General features: G+C 47.5%; 17 protein-coding genes. 4 read left to right on the top strand and 13 right to left on the bottom strand.

From position 1 onward, the window contains the following. Positions 1-5: 5 nt before the first annotated feature. Genes IC612_RS00175 through IC612_RS00155 form a run of 5 tightly spaced genes read right to left on the bottom strand, consistent with a single transcriptional unit; the run spans position 6 to position 8,005 of the window. Complete coding sequence (locus IC612_RS00175; protein WP_194738150.1) at positions 6-1,376, bottom strand: glucoamylase family protein; 1,371 nt, start codon at positions 1,374-1,376, stop codon at positions 6-8. Between the two features lie 13 nt (positions 1,377-1,389). Then, positions 1,390-2,784 (bottom strand): glucoamylase family protein, encoded by a 1,395-nt coding sequence (locus tag IC612_RS00170; RefSeq protein ID WP_194738149.1) that lies wholly within the window; start codon positions 2,782-2,784, stop codon positions 1,390-1,392. Positions 2,785-2,844: 60 nt separating this feature from the next. Further along, positions 2,845-3,684, bottom strand: coding sequence for a LamG domain-containing protein (locus IC612_RS00165; protein ID WP_194738148.1), 840 nt, complete (start codon positions 3,682-3,684; stop codon positions 2,845-2,847). Positions 3,685-3,702: 18 nt separating this feature from the next. Further along, the gene (locus IC612_RS00160) at positions 3,703-5,175 is read right to left on the bottom strand and encodes a RagB/SusD family nutrient uptake outer membrane protein (protein ID WP_194738147.1); all 1,473 of its coding nucleotides are present in this window, start codon (positions 5,173-5,175) and stop codon (positions 3,703-3,705) included. A gap of 10 nt (positions 5,176-5,185) precedes the next feature. Next, positions 5,186-8,005: a SusC/RagA family TonB-linked outer membrane protein gene (locus IC612_RS00155; RefSeq protein ID WP_194738146.1), complete on the bottom strand. Its 2,820-nt coding sequence runs from the start codon at positions 8,003-8,005 to the stop codon at positions 5,186-5,188. Between the two features lie 201 nt (positions 8,006-8,206). On the opposite strand from IC612_RS00155, the gene IC612_RS00150 reads away from it, so the two are divergent. From IC612_RS00150 to IC612_RS00140, 3 genes are all read left to right on the top strand, one after another. Further along, the gene (locus IC612_RS00150) at positions 8,207-8,881 is read left to right on the top strand and encodes a DUF4197 family protein (protein WP_194738145.1); all 675 of its coding nucleotides are present in this window, start codon (positions 8,207-8,209) and stop codon (positions 8,879-8,881) included. Positions 8,882-8,947: 66 nt separating this feature from the next. After that, positions 8,948-9,259, top strand: coding sequence for a DUF493 family protein (locus IC612_RS00145; protein ID WP_194738144.1), 312 nt, complete (start codon positions 8,948-8,950; stop codon positions 9,257-9,259). Between the two features lie 9 nt (positions 9,260-9,268). Beyond that, positions 9,269-10,165, top strand: a complete 897-nt coding sequence (locus IC612_RS00140; RefSeq protein ID WP_194738143.1) for a TIGR01777 family oxidoreductase — start codon at positions 9,269-9,271, stop codon at positions 10,163-10,165. A gap of 3 nt (positions 10,166-10,168) precedes the next feature. Here IC612_RS00140 and IC612_RS00135 read toward each other — a convergent pair whose 3' ends face one another. The 7 genes from IC612_RS00135 to IC612_RS00105 all read right to left on the bottom strand — a co-directional run bounded on the left by IC612_RS00135 (position 10,169) and on the right by IC612_RS00105 (position 16,252). Continuing rightward, entirely contained in the window at positions 10,169-10,384 is a 216-nt protein-coding gene (locus tag IC612_RS00135) for a heavy-metal-associated domain-containing protein (protein ID WP_194738142.1), read from the bottom strand. A gap of 78 nt (positions 10,385-10,462) precedes the next feature. Next, positions 10,463-12,874: a heavy metal translocating P-type ATPase gene (locus IC612_RS00130; protein ID WP_194738141.1), complete on the bottom strand. Its 2,412-nt coding sequence runs from the start codon at positions 12,872-12,874 to the stop codon at positions 10,463-10,465. A gap of 103 nt (positions 12,875-12,977) precedes the next feature. Further along, complete coding sequence (locus IC612_RS00125; RefSeq protein ID WP_194738140.1) at positions 12,978-13,550, bottom strand: helix-turn-helix domain-containing protein; 573 nt, start codon at positions 13,548-13,550, stop codon at positions 12,978-12,980. 6 nt (positions 13,551-13,556) lie between these two features. Beyond that, positions 13,557-13,904 carry an arsenate reductase family protein gene (locus tag IC612_RS00120; RefSeq protein WP_194738139.1) on the bottom strand — a complete coding sequence of 116 codons (348 nt, stop codon included), beginning with the start codon at positions 13,902-13,904 and terminating at the stop codon, positions 13,557-13,559. Between the two features lie 11 nt (positions 13,905-13,915). Then, entirely contained in the window at positions 13,916-14,530 is a 615-nt protein-coding gene (locus IC612_RS00115; RefSeq protein WP_194738138.1) for a deoxynucleoside kinase, read from the bottom strand. Positions 14,531-14,675: 145 nt separating this feature from the next. Next, positions 14,676-15,698, bottom strand: a complete 1,023-nt coding sequence (locus tag IC612_RS00110) for a glutaminyl-peptide cyclotransferase (protein WP_194738137.1) — start codon at positions 15,696-15,698, stop codon at positions 14,676-14,678. Between the two features lie 131 nt (positions 15,699-15,829). Next, the gene (locus IC612_RS00105; protein ID WP_194738136.1) at positions 15,830-16,252 is read right to left on the bottom strand and encodes an SRPBCC family protein; all 423 of its coding nucleotides are present in this window, start codon (positions 16,250-16,252) and stop codon (positions 15,830-15,832) included. Between the two features lie 186 nt (positions 16,253-16,438). On the opposite strand from IC612_RS00105, the gene IC612_RS00100 reads away from it, so the two are divergent. Further along, positions 16,439-17,656 (top strand): acetyl-CoA C-acyltransferase, encoded by a 1,218-nt coding sequence (locus tag IC612_RS00100; protein ID WP_194738135.1) that lies wholly within the window; start codon positions 16,439-16,441, stop codon positions 17,654-17,656. A gap of 11 nt (positions 17,657-17,667) precedes the next feature. On the opposite strand, the gene IC612_RS00095 is transcribed toward IC612_RS00100, so the two are convergent. Continuing rightward, positions 17,668-19,893 carry a hypothetical protein gene (locus IC612_RS00095; protein ID WP_194738134.1) on the bottom strand — a complete coding sequence of 742 codons (2,226 nt, stop codon included), beginning with the start codon at positions 19,891-19,893 and terminating at the stop codon, positions 17,668-17,670. Between the last annotated feature and the right edge of the window lie 3 nt (positions 19,894-19,896).

Here is a 19,896-nt window from a genome sequence, read left to right as displayed (position 1 = left end):
GGTAATTAAGGGTGTTTAGTAGAGGTGAATTCTAGTTTTTTAAGACCTTGCTTAATGTCCGGTGCATTCATAAAGAGATTCCAAAGAAGGCCCGTTCGGTGGTTTTCAATCATTGGTGCAATAGTACCCTGGTCGATAGCCAAATAGCGTGGAGTGGTCCAGTTATCGTAATGCACGGAGGTAGCATCGTACGGTCCTGCACTTCCGATAAATTCTTTTTTCTCCTCGTATAAATACCGCAGCACATTCATCGATTCCTCAGGGGTGTATGGAAAACTACTAAGTGCAGCCGTCGGGGTAATGACTCCACGGTCATTGGAAGGCATATGCGCCGTGTATCCAACCGAACCGTCGGGATTTCGTGTGTAGGAGGCCGTCATACCCCAATAGTTTTCACCGTATCCTTTAAAGTTCTTAGGGTTTTCCAATGCGTAGCGGTGGCTAATTAGAACGTGGTTGCGGTTAAGTTCAAAATAATCTTTAACCAGACGGTCGGATAGCCCCCTAGGATCCAGTCCCAGATACGAGTAATGCGCCCAAAACAAAGGGCCTCCATATTCCTGCGCACCGTTGTGCTGTACTATTAAATTTAAACCGTATTTGCTGTTCTCTGAGAGGTAGGTTCCATTACGGGTCCAACCTTTATAGTAGGTTTCACTGTCAATGGGATGGGTCGGGGACGAGGCGGCCAGTACATAGGTGATTAAGCACTCATTGTATCCTTCCAAAGGAAAATTCATTTCCCATCCGTAGTTAGGGGACCAGTGCCAATAGAGTACTTTTTCCCCTTTGGTATACCACTGCCATTCAACCCCTCTCCAAAGCGCGTCCATCTTCTCAGCAAGCGCCTTTTCTTTCGCAGTTCCATTCTTAAAGTATTCCCTTACGGTAATAAGTCCCTGAACAAGGAAGGCGGTTTCTACCAGATCTCCTCCGTCGTCTTTTTTACCAAAGGAAACCGTCTTACCATTTCTTCCATCGATCCAATGCGACCATGCACCGTGGTGCCTTTCCGCAGAAGCCAGAAAATCCGCTACATGGGTTAGTCTATCCACTGCTTCGGCTCTGGGAATAAAGCCTCTCTCCACCCCTACCAGCAGAGACATTAGACCAAAACCACTTCCGCCAGTGGTTACCACATCCGAATCGTTTTGGGGATAAACTCCGTCCTGATGGTAGCGTTCCCTGGCTAAAAGGGAATTGGGCTCGGCAAAATCCCAAAAATACTTGAGTGCATCCTTTTGTACCTGATCCATCAGATGCTGCTCCTTGTTGTGCTCCACCCCCTGGTGGTTGGCCACAGGGTTTTGCATATTTTGGCAAGAGGAGGCAATACCTAGGGAAAGTACACCCACTGCGAGAATGTATTTTTTCATAAGCGAATTATTTTTAAAGTGTATATCGGGACGAAGTAAAACCCAGCTTCTTGAGTCCCAGTTTAATCTCCGGTGCATTCATAAACAAATCCCACAGAAAAGAGGATTTGTGGTTCTCTACCATAACCCCAATGGTTCCTTGGTCTATAGCAAGGTAGCGGTTTGCCACCCAGTTATAATGCGGTGCATAGGCATCGTACGGACCTGCCACACCCACCAGCGAAGAGGCTCTCTCTTCATAGAGCATACGCAGGTGCTGCATGCTCTCCTTAGGAGTGAACGGCATGGAGGAAAGAGCTGCTGTAGGAGAAATTACTCCCAGATCGTTCTGGGGTGAATGGGCATTATAGGTAGTACCCCCGTCCGAGGCACGTGAATAGCTTGCGGTCAGTCCCCAGTGCTTGGCGCCGTAGTCTTTCCACTTTTTAGGATTGGCCAATGCGTACTGGTACTGTATCTGGGCATGGTTTGTAGTTACTTTTCCATAGTCTAGATACGCGTCTTGGAGTCCCATTGGATTTAGACACAGAAACGAATAGTGCGACCAAAAGAGGGGCCCTACCCCAGTGCCCTGCCCGTTGTGTTGGGCCAGAACCGGTATTCCGTACTGGGAAGAGGCACTGCGTACCGCTCCAGACCGAGCCCAGCCACGCTCGTAGTTTACCTTAGAGATGGAATGCTCAGGCGAGGAGGCCGCAAGTATATAGGTTACCAGCGTCTCATCAAAGCCCTGCAGTTTCATATTCATTTCAAATCCGTAGTTGGGAGACCAGTGCCAATACAGGCCCTCCTCTTTTCCTTGGGTATAGAAGTTCCACTCGATTGCGCGCCACAGCGTATCGGCTTTTTCGGAAAGCTCTTTTTCCTGCGCATTAGCCGAGTTCTTGAAATACTCACGTACCGCAATAAGACCCTGTGCTATAAAGGCGGTTTCCACCAGGTCTCCTCCATCGTCTTTGGCAGAAAAAGGCAGAACTTTTCCTGTAGATCCATTGATCCAATGGGGCCAGGCGCCGTGGAACCGGTCTGCATTCTGTAGAAAAGTAAGGGCAGTGGTAAGCCGTGCTACCGCCTCACTGCGCGGCACGTACCCATTCTTTATACCCACCAGGATATTAAGCATACCAAAACCCGATCCTCCGGCCGAAAGCACCGAGGCATCAAAACCAGGGTTATCCACATGGTAGCGTTCCCGCGTTAGCTTCGACTCTGGATGTGCGTATTCCCAGAAATACCTCAGTACATCACGCTGGACCTTGTCCATCAGCTCCGCTTCGGTAAGTACTGCCTGAGGCGGAGGTGTTGGAGGTACGGGTTCAGGCTTCACTGCAGGCGACTCCTCGGATCCGCTACAAGAGAGAAGGGCTAGAATGCTGCTGACTAGAAGAAAATTTTTAAATCCCAACATAAAAAAAAAGGTATGAAAGCCCATGCGTATAGGCTTCCATACCTGAAGTTAGATAGTTAATTAACGTTTTTGTGTGTACAGCGACTGTACTTCTTGCGCAGAAAGCGCCACCGAATACATACGGAATTGATCGATTCCTCCCGTCCAGGAGTTTTTCAGCCAATCCCCTGCACCTGCTTCAATCTGCTCGGCAGTGAATTCCTGTGGCCCGGCGCCAATCTTAAGACCTGTAATTTTGGATTCCTCGAGTTTTACATTCCCATGGTTGGTCCATTCTGGCTGAAATCCTAGCGCTACTCCGTCCTTATAAAGTGTCATCTTGGAGGTAGTACCGTCGTAGACGAACGCAAGATGGTGCCAGTTACCGTCGTACAGTCCAGCGACTGCATTGGCCCCTAACCATTCAAACCATTTTTCACCCGTAGCATCTTTTACGAAAAACTTCACAACCGGGGAAGACACCGAACCTTCAGTAAGAAGAAACATGGAACCTTGAGACCAGTGGTAACCTGATACAGCCGGCATACTGAAAATATGGTCGGTTTTAAGTTCCCCTTTCTTAGCCCAAACCGATACAGTGAAACTGCCTGCAGTGGCTGCAAAATCGTTTGCACTAGTGTATTTCACATATTTGTACTGCTCCCCCTGAACGGCTAGTCCATTCGCTCCTTCTACTGAAGTAAGTGGATTACTGCTTGGGAATTTTGCACGTATACTGTCCACCGCGTTCATCAGCGGATTGGTGCTCTCTCCATCAAAAGCTACGTAGAACTTCAAAGGCCCTCCAACCGGGTTGGCATCCGTAGGATAGTCTCCCAGTTCCGGTCTCTCCAAATCTTGGCAGGAAAATACCGCAAGGAAGGAAAGCACATATAATAATTGACTTACAATCTTATTCATTGCTGTTTAAATTAACGGTTAATAATTTGGATTTTGCGTTAGTATTCCCTGACTCTTGTCAATGGCTTCCTGCGGGATAGGAAGGTATTTGTTACGGTCGGTATACCCTTTGGAAGCCAAAACAGTAATGGCATCACCCCAACGTACCAAGTCGTAAAAACGCTCGAATTCCATTCCAAACTCAACTCTTCGCTCGTGCTTGATCGCATCGCGCATGGCCAGCTGACCTGAAGCCGTCGTATTAGAAAGACCTGCGCGTACACGCACCTGATTCACATACGTAGCGGCTTTCGAAGTCTGGCCAATCTCATTGGCGGCCTCGGCAGCCATAAGCAGTACATCCGCGTATCTCATGAATTTAATGTTCTCCCAATGGTTTTTATTCTGGCCATAAAATTCACGTTCACTTGGCAGTGTATAGGCTTTACCGTTCCAGTATTTCTGCGCCAGTGGTGGAGAATCCGGTAGGGTTTTTATTCCGTAGATATCCGGCTTACCGCTCTCAAGTATAGTGGTTTTCTTACGTAGGTCACCTGCCTCGTACGCAGCCACAAAATCCTCGGAAGGCACATTGAATCCCCATCCTAAATCCCATTCACCGGAACCACGAACCCCCTGCGATTCGTAGAAATTGTTGCTATATTTGGTAGGATAGTCGTAGGTTTTCTGCACCTCGAACACCGACTCCCTGGAATTGTTCCCTTCCTTGGAGAATTCCTTATCGTAGGAAGAATTTAAGGTGTAGGCTCCAGAGCCAATGACGGCCTCGGTAAGTTCTAATGCTTTGGACCAATTACGCTGGTAAAGGTAGAGTTTGGCGAGGTAGGCCTGCGCCATCCCTTTAGTTGCCCGTCCCCAATACGCGGAAGGCCACTGTACCGGAAGGGATTCGATGGCTTCCGTGAAATCTTTCTCGATCTGCGCATCTACTTCTGCTACCGTATTTTTGGGAGCGATTTCGTCCTGTGGGTTGTCAATGGATTTTAAGATCACCGGAACTTCCCCATAGTTTCTGCGCAGTTCAAAATAGGCGTAGGCGCGTATGGCTTTTGCTTCTGCTATGTTGGTCAGGGTCCCTTGTGAGGTGTCGCCCGATTCCAACGCGTCATTGATGAGTTCGTTGGCGTCAAATATCAGTTTGTAGTGGCCGTTCCAGGTATTGGTGATATGTCCGTTGGTAGGGACGTAGGCAAAACGATCGAAAACGTTGCCGTCGTTGGCCGCATCGGATTCGGAGCTACCTTTATTGGAATCGTCGCTTCTGATGATACTAACCCATATTTTGGTGAAATCTGCAATACCTCCTTCCGTACGTAAGGTACTGTACAAACCGAAGGCCTGGGCTTCAAATCCTCCGATGGGAACTTCGCCCACGGTAGGTCTTCCTTCCGGTTTGAGATCAAGATAATCGCTGCTACAGCTGCTAACTACTCCTGCCGTAGAGCTTAATAGTCCTGCAAGCAGGAAAACTCGGATTATATTCTTATTCATAATGTTGTTTTTAGAAAGTTACATTCACACCAAAACTGGTCACCCTAGGGTTTGGATAGCCGCTGCCGTTCACTCCGAACTGAAGGGCCGAACCTCCTGATTCCGGAGTAAATCCGTTCACATGATCCCACGTTTTTAGATTCTGAACATTAAAATACACTTTAAGGGCCTGAATGTTAAGACCTTCGATTAAATCTCTGTTAAAATTATATCCTAACTGTACATTTCGGATTCTAAAGAAGCTACCGTCCTCAATCATATAGGTGGAGTTCTCACGGTTGTACGCAGATTTACTGTAGCTTCTAGGCTCCCAGTTGGAAGTACCAGGTCCTGTCCAGCGGTCCAAACGTTCGGTACGGTAGTTAAACGGTGCAAATGAATTCCCGTTCCCCCATGTCCGGAACACTTCGTTTCCGTACACACCAAAGAAATCAGCATTCATGTAGAACCCTTTGTAGTCTCCTCCTACACTGAAACCGTAGGTAAAATCAGGAGTTGGGTCTCCAATAATGGTACGGTCGTCCGGAGTAATGGAGCCGTCCCCGTTGATATCGCGGTATTTCAAATCACCTGGGCCTACGTCACCGATGGTAGTGGGTGGAGAGGCGAGAATGTCGGCATAGGACTGGTATACCCCGTCCACCACATAGCCGTAGAACGCTCCTACAGGAGCTCCCTTTCTAAATATGGCAGGACCGGAGAACACTTCGTACCCGTCTTCAAACACGCTTAACACTTCCGTGTTGGTCGTGGTAAGGTTGGCATTTAAATAATAATTAAAATTGTCCGAGATTCTGTCTTTCCATCCGGCGGTGAATTCAAAACCATTGGATTGGATAGAACCCGCATTGGTAAAGAAACTGGTAGTTCCTTGTACGTAGGTGAGAAGATCGTTGGTCTGCTTGTTGTAGTACGTGGCATCGAAAGACAGCTTACGGCCCACCATCATAGACTCTAGGCCCACTTCGTAGGATTCAATTTCTTCCCACTTGAGATTTTCATTTTCCTCAAACGCTTTTATAAATGCAGGATATAAAAACCCGTTGAACACACCGGTACCTCCTTCTTGGTATGTTGGATAGTACAGATAGTTTTCAGGAACGAACTGATTACCCAGTGTTCCTATAGATCCCTTAAGTTTTAAAAGATCGAATACGGTTTGATTGTCCATGAAACTCTCTCTTGTTACTTCCCACGCAGCACCTAATGACCAGAACATCTGGTTTCTGTTGCTTGGAGAAAGTCGCGAGGACGCATCGTTACGAATAGAGCCGTTAAGGATGTATTTATTGTCGTAGTTATAAAGTATTCGACCCAGGACGGCAGTTTGCGTCGCTTTGTTCTGCTCGCTCTTCACCTCCTTGGTTGTGGAATCCACATAATCCGAACTGATGTACCAGAACCTTGGATCGTACGGAATCTGACCTAGCGGTGAGGAGAGACTTCCGCGCGCTGAAGCACTTAGTGCATAATAGTCGTCGTACATACTGGTGAAACCAGCCATGGCGGTCAGATCGTGTTTTCCGAAACGATTTCTATAGGTAAGTAAGTGGTCCTGTTGGAAGGACTGCGTACGGTTTTCGTGCTGACGCACCCCCGTAAGGATTCTACTTATAAATGGAGTCGTGGAATTGGTTTCCGGCACATAGAGGTCAAATATAGGATCGTACCCTCTTCCGTTTCTCTGACGGAACTGACCATAGAAACTGGAGCGGAAAGTGAAATTTTCCAGGAAGTCAAATTCAAAGTATAAGTTTGGATTGAACTGCATCTCCTTGTCCTTCTGGGTATGTTTTTGTCCTTCTATGAAAGCCAGAGGGTTGGCGATTTGCGCCGCACCTAATTCCTGCGGAAGCGAATTATACATACCGTAGTAATCTCCAGCCATGGTATTGATCGGCTCAACTACTGGCGTAGCATTTAGAGCTGAACCAAAGGAACGGGTTTGTGGAAGCTTTGAAAATGAACCCGTAAACCCTACCCCTGCACGGATATTATCGGTAATCTTAAGATCGTCGTTGAACTTGAGGGTCATACGGGAGTAGTCCTCGTACTTAATGGAACCTTCTTCTGTTTGGTATCCAAAAGAGAAGCTTACCCTGTTTTTATCGTTACCGTTAGAAATAGACACCCCGTGGTTGGCTACCATCGCTCCTTTATTGGTGATAAGGTCCACCCAATTGGTATTGGCGTTGAACATATTAAAGCCATCGTACGGTGAAAGACCTTGGTTTACCATGTCTTCGTTGTAGAGCATGCGGTACTGGTCCCCATTGGTTACGTCCGGCCGGCCGTCAAATGATTTCACTCCTACCGAGGAGTAAAGATTTACATTAGTACGTCCGCTACGCCCTCTTTTGGTCGTAATGATAATGGCACCATTCGCACCGCGGCTTCCGAAGATAGCTAAAGACGAAGGATCCTTAAGAATCTCCATCGACTCAATGTCGTTGGGATTAACAAAGTCAATGTTGTCTACAAAAACCCCGTCCACAATGTATTGCGGCTGGGTCTGGTTGATCGTCACCGTACCACGGATCCTCACGTCGGCCTGGGAGCCTGGCTGCCCGGAGTTCACAATGGAGACCCCCGCAACTTTACCCTGCAGCGCATTCACCGGATTGGAAGAGGGTTTGTCCGCTACAAGCTGACCGTCCACTTTGACAATCGAACCTGCTAGGTCCCTTTTCTTGGCAGTACCGTAACCGATCACAACCACCTCATCGATACGCTGTTCGCGTACCGTGTCCTGAGTCGTCTGTGCCTGTACACTTACTCCAAAGTAGAAAGCGGCAATCAGGCAAGGAAACTTAAGATTACTGTTTTTCATATAGTTAGCATTTGAATTAATTTTTCATGGCCTTTGATTTCTGAACACCAGAAATATTATCTCAAATTTAGAAATTAATTTACAAAAATCCTCATTAGTAAAGGATTTATTTACAGCATAACATCTAACTACTTTTGCGCAATATTCATCTTGGCGTAATATTTGAAAGTCCTCTTATCCAACACTCTAAAAAGACACAAAATGAAAATCAAGACCGTAATGATTGCCACTGTGGGGGTAGCGACCTTAGCCACCACCACACAGTCCTGCCTTGCACTGGCTACTTCTAGCATAGGGCTATCCATTTTAAAGCAAATTCTATTGGGGGGAATTACTAAGGGATTAGGAATATTCGCTGACAAGAATGCATTTTTACAAAACAATCTAATCGATCAGGCACTGCCCAGCGAGCTAAGGCAAATCAACTCGGTACTGGAAAAAATCGCACCCTCCCTGGTGCAGAAAGAAAGGGAGTACATAGCTGAGGCGGCTGCCTATACTGTAAATATCGCCGAACCTATTTTGGTTAATGCAGTAAACAGCCTTACTGCCGAAGATGTACAAAGGGTTGCTAATGGCGGAAAAGGTGCTGCCACGATGCTACTTAAGGAGAAAACCGCCGAGCAGCTCATGCTGGCAATCCAACCTAAAGTGGATCAGAAGCTCAATGAATTTGGAATCGTTAGTTCCATCAATATGGCTCTGCAAGGCAACCAGATACTGGGATCCATTTTGGGTTCGAATTCCGCAATGAGTGCTACCTCACCTTTAAGTAGACTTGCCAGTGAGCAGCTAGTCAACGGACTCTTCAAGCTTGTGGAGCAGCACGAACAGCAAAACTCCATCCAACTTCTGGATGCTATTCAAAAGCAGTAGGGAATAAAAATTATCTCTAACTTTGGTGATCCATTCCGGTTAGAATAAGGATCCTTAAATTGTATTATGAGTAAACTACTAAATGCGGATACTTCGGGGCAGGATCCCGAGGAATTTTACCGCTCACTGAAAGAGAAATTGGAGGAGAACCACAATTTTCCTGAAGACTACCATTATAAATTCATATTTCCTAACGAGCACACCAAACTCATTGAGCTCTACCAAGCTTTCGATAAGGTGAAATACACGATCTCCACCCGGGAGAGTAAAAATGCCAAATACCTTTCGGCCAGTATCACTGCGTTTGTACTCGATGCCAACCATGTGGTGGAGCTCTATAAGAAGGTCTCTGAAATCGAAGGAGTGATTATGCTTTAAAGTAAAGTTATGGTGGTACTATTAACCGGCGGGACCGGTCTTGTCGGAACGGCACTGGTTAAAAAACTTAAGCAGCGCGGACATGAAGTCCGGATATTGGTACGTGCAAAATCGGACGATCCCGGCACATTCTTATGGAACTATCAAAAAAAGCAAATAGATCCGGGTGCCCTTAACGGAGTGGACTGTATAGTGCACTTAGCAGGCGCTAGTATAGCAAAACGTTGGACCGAGAAATACAAGGAGGAAATTCTCTCCTCAAGGGTAGATTCGGCCCAGTTCCTGCGGGAGCAGCTTGAAAAAACCGGACAGAAGTTAAAAGCTTTTATAAGTGCCTCAGGTACTAACTACTACGGTACTGTAACCACTACCAAGATATTCACCGAGCAGGACCCTGCCGTTTCCAAGGATTTTCTTTCCCTAGTATGTGAAAAGTGGGAAGCAGCGGCCGATAGTTTTTCTCCCCATAGCGAGCGAGTAGTAAAAATTCGAACGGCCCCGGTACTTAGTAAGGACGGGGGTAGTTTCAAACCGTTAAAATTGCTCTCAGACTTTCACCTCTCCTCTCCAGTCGGTAGCGGCAGGCAGTACTTTCCATGGATCCATATAGAAGATTTGGTTTCGGTATACCTCCACAGTCTCGAAAATCCGCAGATAGAGGGTGCACTCAACGCAGTTGCAAGCGAAATTCCTACCAATCGTGAATTTATGAAGACTCTTGCCCAAGTTAATGGGAAGTTATTTATCCCGTTGGCCGTACCTTCAGTAGTCTTGCGCGGCGTACTCGGAGAAATGAGCAGCATACTTTTGGAAGGCAGCCGGGTCTCGAATCAAAAAATGGAAAAGGCGGGAATTCCCCTGCTTTATCCAAAACTGGAACCCGCCCTTCGTAAACTTCTGTATTAGGTATTAGATCCTCTCCGCTTCAAAGCCGTAGCTCTCGACTGCCTCAATGATCTGTTCTGAGTCAATTTGCGTGGAAGTGGTGGTTAAGATTTTGTCCTCGTGCGCGGTATCTACTTTCCAGTTACCTTCTCCAAGTAAGGTATCGAGTTCTTTCTGTACTTTGCTTACGCAGTTACCGCAGTTTAAATCGGTTTTGAATTTCAGTGTGTCTTGTTCCATAATCAAGTTTGTTTAGTTGTTTGGTTTAGCTAGTTAATTTACTATGAATTTCTATTTTTTTTCTGTGTCTTTAGTATCCTAGCGGATGCTCTTTAGCTTAAGACGCAGCGAATTACTTACCACACTTACACTGGAGAGGGCCATGGCCGCTCCGGCCAGCATCGGATTAAGCAGGAATCCATTCACCGGATACAGTATACCTGCTGCAATTGGTATTCCAATCACGTTGTATACAAAAGCCCAAAACAGATTTTGACGAATGGTAGCCACCGTACTTCGGGAAAGACGAATAGCCTCAGGTACCTTGGATAAGTCTGATGTTAGCAGCGTAACCATGGCCACATCCATCGCAATGTCACTTCCTTGCCCCATGGCAATACTCACGTCGGCTGTGGCAAGTGCCGTACTGTCGTTAATGCCGTCCCCTACCATGGCCACCGTATGGCCCTCTTTCTGGAGATTCTTGACATAATTGGCCTTTTCTTCTGGAAGAACTCCGGCCTTGATATGTTTAATCCCCACCTCATCTGCCACACTGTGGGCCACCCACGCATTATCTCCCGTGAGCATATGGATCTCAATGCCCATACTGCGTAGATCAGCCACGGCGCTTTTGGAAGTGGCTTTGATCTGGTCCGCAATTCCCACAATGGCCACCACTGCGGTAGCAGAGGCCAAGTACACTACAGTGACGGCGTGCTTACTCCAATCCTCTGCTTTTTGCTCGAACTCCTCCCCGATGGTGAGCTGCTGTTCTACCATAAGGTCCCTGTTACCAACAAAATACTGCTCGCCATTAATCGTTCCGGAAATACCTCGACCCGTAATACTTTTAAAATCCGTTACGGGAAGCAAAGAAACCTTGTTAAAGAAACCAACAATGGCCTGCGCCAGAGGATGTTCACTTTGGTGCTCTAGGGAAAAGAGAATGCTCTGCCACTGTACAGAAGTTTCTGCTGCGTAGGTCTTCTTTACCGACGGTGCCCCCTTGGTGATCGTTCCTGTCTTGTCCAGTACCACAGCCGTTATCTTTTTTGAAAGCTCGAGGCTCTGTGCATCTTTGATTAAAATTCCCTCCTGCGCTCCTTTGCCCATACCTACCATTATTGCCGTAGGGGTAGCGAGTCCAAGCGCGCAAGGACATGCGATAACCAGTACCGTGATTGCTGCAATCAGTCCCTGAACCATGGCATTTTCTACGCCAGAAAAAGACCAGAGCACAAAGGTCAGGACAGAGAGTAAGACAACTACGGGAACAAATACTGCGGCAATACGGTCCACAATCTTCTGTACGGGCGCTTTACTTCCTTGCGCACTTTGAACCGCGGAGATGATCTTGGAAAGCAGCGTATCCTTACCTACTTTTGTGGTTACAATCTCCAGACTGCCTTTCTGGTTGATGGTACCTGCAAATACAGCGGTGCCCATTTTTTTTACGGCCGCTATGCTCTCCCCCGTGAGCATGCTCTCATCTACATAGGATTCCCCTGCTACCACCTCTCCGTCCAGCGGGATTTTCTCTCCAGGCAACACTGCAATTCTCTCTCCTGTGCCCACCTGCTGCAAAGGTGCGGTATGAAAGGTGCCGTCCCCGCGCACCAGCCGTACCTGCTGTGGTTGGAGGTCCATAAGTTTTTTAATAGCCTCGGAGGTCTGGCCCTTGGCCCGCTCTTCGAGTAATTTACCAAGAAGGATAAAGGCTATAATTACTGCAGCGGCCTCGAAATACACATGGGGATGAATGCCCATCTGCATTAGTTGCTTAGCAAACAGCATGTTCACCAGCGAGAACAGATAGGCAATACCTGTACTGAGCGCTACCAGGGTGTCCATGTTTGCAGTCCCGTGGCGCGCCTGTTTCCACGCGTTTTGAAAAAATCCCCGTCCGAAATAAAGCACTACCGGGGTGGAGAAGAGCAGCATGATGGTATTGGCATAAGGCATATTCATAAAGAACATTCCAATAACCACTACAGGCAGTGCTAGGGCCAGGGAATAGTAGGTGGCACGGCGAAGCTCGCGTACTTTTTCCTTTTGAATGGTTTCCAGGGAAACGGCCCTTTGGTCGGCTTCTTCCAGGAGCAGATCGTAACCGGCTTTCACCAGGGCCGCCTTCAGCTCATTAGAACTGGTCTCTCCCACCATATACTGTGCGGAAAGCATACCGTTTCCATAGTTTACCGAAGCCTCAATGACTCCCGGCTGGCGGGAAACCACCTTTTGGGCACTTGTGGCGCACGAAGCGCAGGTCATGCCCAAGACAGGATACGCGATCTGTGCGGTAGGCACCTCATACCCTAGGCTTCGTACCGTCTTAATAACCGCATCGAGCGACTTGGGTCCTGTGGCCAGAACTACTGCCCGGTTGTTGTTTACTTCCACTGTGGCCGATTCCACGCCCTGAAGCTTGCATAGTGCGCGCTCGATAATTTGTGCACAGTGGGCACTGTCCACGCCTTGGAGCGGTATAGTATAGGATTTTGATTGCATCGTGTACTTAGTATCTATTTGTAGATACAAAGATGCGATAAGATGTACAAGCCTCTGTTGTAATACTTAGGATTTGAATTACGAAGTTTTTGGACCACTGCCTTTAAATCTTATCCAATGGCGTTCTTTTAATCTTACCAATGGCTTTGAAATGACTGGGCGAAAGGCCGGTAATTTTCTTGAACTGATTGCTTAGGTAGGCCACACTGGAATAGTCCATAGTAAGGGCTATTTCGCTTAAGGAGAGCTCTCCGTACACCAGAAGTTCCTTCACCCTCTCGATCTTCACTCCAATAGTGTACTTCTCTATTGTAATACCTTCGGTATGGGAAAATAGCGAAGAAAGGTAGGAATAGTCGTAGGGTATCTTCTCGGTAATGAGCTGAGAGAGATTGACTGCTGGGGCCCCGGGCTCGCGGTATACCATTGCGCGTACCGTTTGCTTGATTTGTTCTATGAGTTGCGCCTTACGCTCGTCCAGGATTTCAAATCCAAGGTTCTCCAGGCGCATCCGCAAGTGGCTTTGCTGCGATTTACTAAGTGCAGAGGGCAGATGTACTTCTCCTAAAAGTACCTTAAAATCGGAAAGCTCCATGAGCTCAAGTTCCCGTTCCACAGCTAGTATGCACCGGTTGCACACCATGTTTTTGATATATATCTTCTCTGCAGTTCCCATAACTCCTTATTTTTTGAAAAAATAGTAGAGCCTTTCGGACGGCCGCAGCACCATGGCCACACCACCCGACACGGCAATGGGTCTTTGGAGAAGCTCCCTGGACTGCTCTAGGAGACGAGCCACATTTTCCGCAGAGAATTCCATACCCTCATATCGCTCCTTGAATAGTGGATCCTGCGTTCGCACTAAAGATTCGTAGGGCTCACCGTGCTTACGTACAAGTACCTGAATCTCCTCGGGGGAGAGAGGCTCTGCGACAAAATCTATAAGTTCAAACTCCACAGCATTCTCGTCGAGAATTTCCAGAATTTTTCTGCTTTTGGAACACGATGGATGGTGCAAAATCTTTAGCATGGTACTTTCTTTTAAAACAATCCGTGCATCTGGGATTCGATACGCTCGAGAATATACCCAAAATCCTCCGGTCTTTCTACAAAGTCCAGCTCGTCCACCTCAATTACCAGCAGCTTTCCTTCCTGGTATCCCGATATCCATTTTTCGTACTTCTGGTTCAGTTTAGAGAGGTACTCAATGGAAATGGAGGCCTCGTAGTCTCTACCCCTTTTGTATATTTTTTTTACCAGATTAGGCACATCACTCTTGAGGTAAATAAGCAGATCGGGTGCAAGAACAAAAGACTTCATCAGCTCGAATACGGAGGAATAATTTTTAAAATCGCGCTCGGTGAGCAGTCCCATATCACTTAGGTTTTCTGCAAAAATATGGGCATCTTCGTAAATCGTACGGTCCTGTACGATGTTCTTACCGCTTTCGCGAATTTCCTTCACCTGGCGGAATCGGCTTCCCAGAAAATAAATCTGAAGCGCAAAGCTCCACTTGCTCATATCGGCGTAGAAATCCTCTAGATAGGGATTGTGGTCTACATCCTCAAACTGCGCCTCCCAGCCATAGTGCTTGGCTAACATAGTGGTGAGAGTGGTTTTTCCTGCTCCAATATTTCCGGTAATAGCTATATGCATTCTGTTGTTGTAATTGCTTTTAATTAGTAAAATCCTGTGGCCGCAGTCCAGGGGTGGATCCAAACAAAGCGGTAAAGATAAAGCACTTTTTACGACGCGTACAAGAGTGTACTGTAGATTTTATCCTACTTTGCTCCTACTTTAATTAATTGGTTCGTACCTCGTAGATGGTAGGCCAGTTCTTTCCGGTAACGAGCATATTCTCGCCTTTGAAGGTAATCCCATTGAGTACATCGTCGTTTCCGGTAGTGTGCTTTAAGGCAAGCTGGGAAAAATCATACGTTGCCACCACTTCACCAAAAGCAGGGTCGATCTTCAGCACGATGGGTTTTTGCCATACATTGGCATAGATAAAACCTTTATGGTATTCCAGCTCATTGAGCTGCGAGAATACCTCTTTATGCCCTGCCACTCCAATGACTTTAAGGATAGTGGAAGGGTTCTCTGAATCTAGAAAATAGAGATTCTTACTACCGTCGGAGGCGATTAGCTGCTTCCCGTCAAAAGTAAGACCCCAGCCCTCTCCCATCATTCCAGGATACGGGAATTCACCAAGAAGGTTTAAGGTATTTTTGTCATAGATAAATCCTTTCTTGTTGTACCAGGTAAGTTGAAAGATCTTATCACCCACCACGGCGAGTCCTTCCGCAAAAACATCCTGAGGCTGCATCGTTACTTGGGAAAGGGTTGTGCTTCCCAGCGGATAAGTTACCAAGCGGGACCCCCCGTTCTTTCCGTCACTTTCGTAGATGGTATTTCCCTCCAAATAGAACCCCTGAGTAAATAGGGAGGTGTCGTGGGGGTACTGCTGTACGATTTCGAAGTTTTGCTCCTTTTCGGGATTTTTTGCAAATACGTTGATGGTAGCATCCTGGGAAAGAACCTCTCCTGAGGAGGTCTCCACCTGAAAAGTCACTGCGTTGTCTCCAAGAAGAAAGAACTTGGGGTCGACCACCAATTTATCGGTCGATTGATCCCCGAAACTAAGCGTTATTGTCTTGGCATTCTGCGTTACTTCCTGGGGTAGTTCAATGGTCTCCCCTAGTACGTAACCCTTAGATTCCATTTCGAGGTTGTAGGTATTTAGAACATTTAAAATTTCCTTGTCCTTTGTACAGCTTACAAGAAAAAGAGAAGCTACAAGAGCTAAAATCAGCGTTTGTTTCATTCTGATGGATTAAAGTTTATTGCAGCAAAGTTACTGTTTTTTACATCCATCACACTGCCGGTCCTGCCAAAAAAAACCGGTCCTTATGGGGACCGGCCTGGAGTTGTGCCTAACGAAAAAGTCTTTGAACTCTATTTTTCCACGTATTGCTTTAGTTGCTTACCCACTATGTCTTTCCAGCCTTGTTCGAAACTTTCCTTGCGGAAGTCTACGCCTAGGTGCTCGAAATTTTCCAAACCCTTATGGGTGAGAGTCACCTCCGTATACTCGCCCACAGGTTCCAATTCCCAGCGTACCAGGGTTTTCTCTTTGGAAAATTCAGGATACGACCAGGAGTGTTTCAATTTACGCTCCGGTATAATCTCCAAAATCTCGCCATGGTGGTGGAATTTTTCCCCTCCCGGTTCAAAAAAATTGAATTCATGATGCATATCCAATTTGAAATCAGGAATATCAAAATACCAGTTCTTCATTTCCTCGCGGTCCGTGAGCGCGTTCCAAACTTTTGCTACAGGTGCGTTAAGTCTCTGCTTAACGACTACATTCTCGTGCATAGCTGTATGTTTTTAAGGTTGAACAATTTAAACTACTTAAAGGTAGCGAATTTTTAAAGTCTAAAATCCTCTTACTGATAAATATCTGTTTTTTTTCTCCCCCGACTGCACCGCTTAAAATACGAAGAGCTTTGCGGGAAAACCGAAAATATGTATCTTTTGCCCTACTAAAATACATCATTCTTTATGTCTTCTAACTCCGCGTACATCATCTCAGGTCTTAGATCTGCCATAGGCAATTTTAAAGGTACCCTCTCGGCCGTTCGTACCGACGATTTACTATCGCAGGTCCTTGCTGCACTACTGGCAAAGCACCCAAACGTCCCGTGGGAGAAAACGGACGATGTACTGATTGGATGTGCCAATCAAGCCGGGGAGGACAACCGTAATGTAGCAAGGATGGCATTGCTTTTGGCAGGAATGCCCGTGGAAGTACCTGGTGAGACGATCAACCGCCTTTGTGCCTCGGGAATGAGTGCGGTAGTGCAGGCCCACCGGGCGGTTCGCGCCCAGGAAGGCCACCTGTTTATAGCAGGCGGCGTGGAGGGTATGAGCCGTGCTCCGTACGTGCTTTCAAAAGCGCACGAGGCATATTCCACGGGCCAGGAAATGTTTGATTCCAGCTTTGGATGGCGTTTCATCAATCCCCGGATGGAAGCACTTTACGGTTGCGAAGGGATGGGCCAAACGGCAGAAAACCTGGCAGAACGCTACGGCATCAGCCGCGAAATGCAAGACGCCTTTGCCGTGCAGTCGCAACAAAAAGCCTTTGCTGCCCAGCAACGGGGACGTTTCTCCAAGGAAATCACTCCTGTGCTTGTTGCTCAGCGAAAATCCGATCCCCTGGAATTTAGTAAGGACGAATTTCTCAAACCACATACCACCATGGAAGGACTTGCACGTTTACGTGCGGCATTCAAGAAAAACGGTACGGTTACCGCCGGCAATGCCTCAGGCCTCAACGACGGTGCGGCTGCACTGCTTATAGCCTCGGACTACGCCGTAAAAGACTACGGACTTAGCCCGCTGGCACGCATCGTGTCTTCCGGGGTAAGTGGCGTTGAACCCTCCGTGATGGGCATAGGTCCTGTACAGGCCAGTGCTTTGGCTCTTTCCCGCGCAGGACTTTCTCTGGCGCAGATGGATATCATTGAGATTAATGAGGCCTTTGCTGCGCAGGTGTTAGCGTGCTTGAAAGAAATGCAAATCTCCCCTGAGGATCCACGTCTTAATTGCAACGGTGGCGCCATCGCTCTGGGACACCCTCTGGGTATGAGCGGGGCACGTATCCTTCATTCTGCTGCACTGGAACTTTCACTTCAAAACAAGCGCTATGCACTGGTTACCATGTGCATAGGAGTAGGTCAGGGCTATGCCGTGGTCCTGGAAAACCCGCATGTCTAGAAATTTGCCCTCTAAAAACCTAAGAGACTGAACTTGAGTTGCAGTGCAAAATTCTCTTTAAAAGTATTGGTTTGGTAGTGCCCTACCCGGTAGAATGCCCCCAAATTGAAGCGTGTGCTTAAGAAATTATTCCACTCTAGACCTACTTCCTGGTAGGGCTTTTCCAGCGACCGAAAAGCTAGCTGGTGTATGGTGGGGTCTATACTGGAGCCAATCGCTGCGCGGTACACCACATTAAAGCTGGAATAGTGACTCCCCAGGCTCTTGAAGGTAAAGGGAAGCTCATGGGAAAGGTAGGTGCCGGCCATCTTGCTACTGTAATACACTCCGGCAGGCATGGTAGCAAAGCCTAAATAGGAAGTAAGATTGAAATGCAGTCCTGGATCGCTTCCTGCCAGCCCATTCATTTCAAAGTGATGCCAAAGAGGCACCGACCCACTCACTAGTCCTCCGTACATGCGTATATGGCTTTCTCCTAATGCGCTCTTTAGCTGGTGGTTGGCTAGGAGCTGTATCTTACTATACCGGTGGGCTCCATCCATTGCTTTCAGACCCTGGGAAAAATTAAAGAAAACTTCAGGCAGTTGGTATTGGTAGGTGTATTTCCCTTGGTGCGTCATCACACTGCGGTTAAAGGGCGCATAATGCGCCGTAAGACTTAGTTGCGTATTTCGTAGCGGACCTTCAAGCCTATTGAAGGTGTAGGGAAAGAGCGCCTCTTCACGGTAGTGGTCTGCTTCCAGGCGAAAGGAAAGATCCGAACTTACATCGTATTCGTAAAATACACCACCCCCCTGATAAGAATAGAAACGGGGATTCTTTAAATTCACACCCGCATTGAGCAGCTTCATACGAAAATTCCAAAGCGTCTCACTAAACCTTCCTGCTGCCTTCACATCGTCTTTGTAATAAACTCCAAGTATACTGTGCCACATTTTGGAAGTGCGGTATTTCATTTCCAGTCCGTATTTTAACCTCTGGTCCTTCCAACCGTAGGCCAGGTATCCTGAGGGCCTGAAACGAGGATGAAAATGTTCGTTCAGTTCAATCCCCACACCGGTGCGCAGTCCTTCCACCTGGTTCAAGCCCAGCAGACGGTCGGCCAAAATATCCACCGGACCCAGCTGGATCCTGCCTTTAAGCAGCGTCCCTAGAAAATTCGCTTTCCCTTGCCATTGCTTTCCTCTTCCCACACTATCCAGCACTCGGTAGGTAGCTTCTTCCCTTGATGATAGCTCCTCTTGGCGGTACAAGGCCAATGCGTCTTGCGATGGGGAATCGACGCTTAGCTCATACATTTGCCTTGGAAGAGAAACCGGACCTGCATAGAAGTCGCTGTAATAAGATTCAAGAGTGAAATAACGGGCAAAATCCGCGGAACCTAACCCGGCCGTCTGGGCAAGCATAGTGGAAAAACGCTCGGATTCAAACCGTAGTGATTCGTGCTGGAGAAACCATTTTCCACTTACCAATCGGTAGTCCCTAACCTTGGAAGCTTCGAAAGGTCCAGTGCCCTGACTCTCTATTCTTCTAACGCCCAAAGTGCTTGAATCGATCCAAACCGAGCCGCTGTAGCGTCTAGAACCAGAAGGCCGGTTTTTCTTAACCTCCCGGAAACGAACCACCCAATACTCTCGACCCTCGGTCTGTATGGTGTCGGATAAAAAGTAACGATAGATGGGAAAACTCTCTGATTGTAGCTCCTTTGCAAGCCCCTGTGTTTCTCCACGTAGTGCAAGCAGGGCATAGGGAGGATCCTTCAGACCAGCTATGCGCGAATCCAGTACTCGGGATTTTAGTCCCGCCCCTTTGCTATAGGTAAATTCCTGAGCCCTTTCAAACAGAAACAAAGCACTGCTGCGGTTGAGGCTAAGAAGCTCTAGGGCGCGAAGCGAATCGCGCTGCTTCTTGGATGGTTGTGTACGCGTAGCTTTTTCCAGAGTTAGTGCGCGCGTGGAGCGGTTAAAACTTTGCACCGAATCGGGATGCAAATCGAAGCGCATTTTCTCGTACTGCGTAAAGCGGTAGCCTTCCAAACTCTCGGGAGAGTTCTCAAAGGCCTTTTTCTCCACTTTGCGCAGTAAATCCAGCGCCCTGGGGTCGCTTTTGTTCTGAATCTCCAGGGAAGCAATGGATCCTTCACGCAGCATTGATTCCGGGCCACTGCTCTGCCCCTTGAGAAGGGTAAGACTGCTACAGAGGCCCCAAAGCAGAACCGACTTAAGTATACCGCGCATTGA

The sequence above is a fragment of the Planobacterium oryzisoli genome (genome assembly GCF_015354315.1).
In the GTDB taxonomy this organism is placed as follows: domain Bacteria; phylum Bacteroidota; class Bacteroidia; order Flavobacteriales; family Weeksellaceae; genus Planobacterium_A; species Planobacterium_A oryzisoli.
Note: the sequence above shows the minus strand (reverse complement) of the source record. Positions and strands in the feature narration are given on the sequence as shown.

Excerpts from the sequence above, each read along its gene's own strand:
- IC612_RS00095 (WP_194738134.1), bottom strand. The coding sequence starts at position 19,893 with ATGCGCGGTATACTTAAGTCGGTTCTGCTTTGGGGCCTCTGTAGCAGT.
- IC612_RS00155 (WP_194738146.1), bottom strand. The coding sequence starts at position 8,005 with ATGAAAAACAGTAATCTTAAGTTTCCTTGCCTGATTGCCGCTTTCTAC.
- IC612_RS00120 (WP_194738139.1), bottom strand. The coding sequence starts at position 13,904 with ATGCTAAAGATTTTGCACCATCCATCGTGTTCCAAAAGCAGAAAAATT.
- IC612_RS00145 (WP_194738144.1), top strand. The coding sequence starts at position 8,948 with ATGAGTAAACTACTAAATGCGGATACTTCGGGGCAGGATCCCGAGGAA.
- IC612_RS00165 (WP_194738148.1), bottom strand. The coding sequence starts at position 3,684 with ATGAATAAGATTGTAAGTCAATTATTATATGTGCTTTCCTTCCTTGCG.
- IC612_RS00160 (WP_194738147.1), bottom strand. The coding sequence starts at position 5,175 with ATGAATAAGAATATAATCCGAGTTTTCCTGCTTGCAGGACTATTAAGC.
- IC612_RS00125 (WP_194738140.1), bottom strand. The coding sequence starts at position 13,550 with ATGGGAACTGCAGAGAAGATATATATCAAAAACATGGTGTGCAACCGG.
- IC612_RS00135 (WP_194738142.1), bottom strand. The coding sequence starts at position 10,384 with ATGGAACAAGACACACTGAAATTCAAAACCGATTTAAACTGCGGTAAC.
- IC612_RS00175 (WP_194738150.1), bottom strand. The coding sequence starts at position 1,376 with ATGAAAAAATACATTCTCGCAGTGGGTGTACTTTCCCTAGGTATTGCC.
- IC612_RS00170 (WP_194738149.1), bottom strand. The coding sequence starts at position 2,784 with ATGTTGGGATTTAAAAATTTTCTTCTAGTCAGCAGCATTCTAGCCCTT.
- IC612_RS00140 (WP_194738143.1), top strand. The coding sequence starts at position 9,269 with ATGGTGGTACTATTAACCGGCGGGACCGGTCTTGTCGGAACGGCACTG.
- IC612_RS00150 (WP_194738145.1), top strand. The coding sequence starts at position 8,207 with ATGAAAATCAAGACCGTAATGATTGCCACTGTGGGGGTAGCGACCTTA.
- IC612_RS00105 (WP_194738136.1), bottom strand. The coding sequence starts at position 16,252 with ATGCACGAGAATGTAGTCGTTAAGCAGAGACTTAACGCACCTGTAGCA.
- IC612_RS00115 (WP_194738138.1), bottom strand. The coding sequence starts at position 14,530 with ATGCATATAGCTATTACCGGAAATATTGGAGCAGGAAAAACCACTCTC.
- IC612_RS00100 (WP_194738135.1), top strand. The coding sequence starts at position 16,439 with ATGTCTTCTAACTCCGCGTACATCATCTCAGGTCTTAGATCTGCCATA.
- IC612_RS00110 (WP_194738137.1), bottom strand. The coding sequence starts at position 15,698 with ATGAAACAAACGCTGATTTTAGCTCTTGTAGCTTCTCTTTTTCTTGTA.
- IC612_RS00130 (WP_194738141.1), bottom strand. The coding sequence starts at position 12,874 with ATGCAATCAAAATCCTATACTATACCGCTCCAAGGCGTGGACAGTGCC.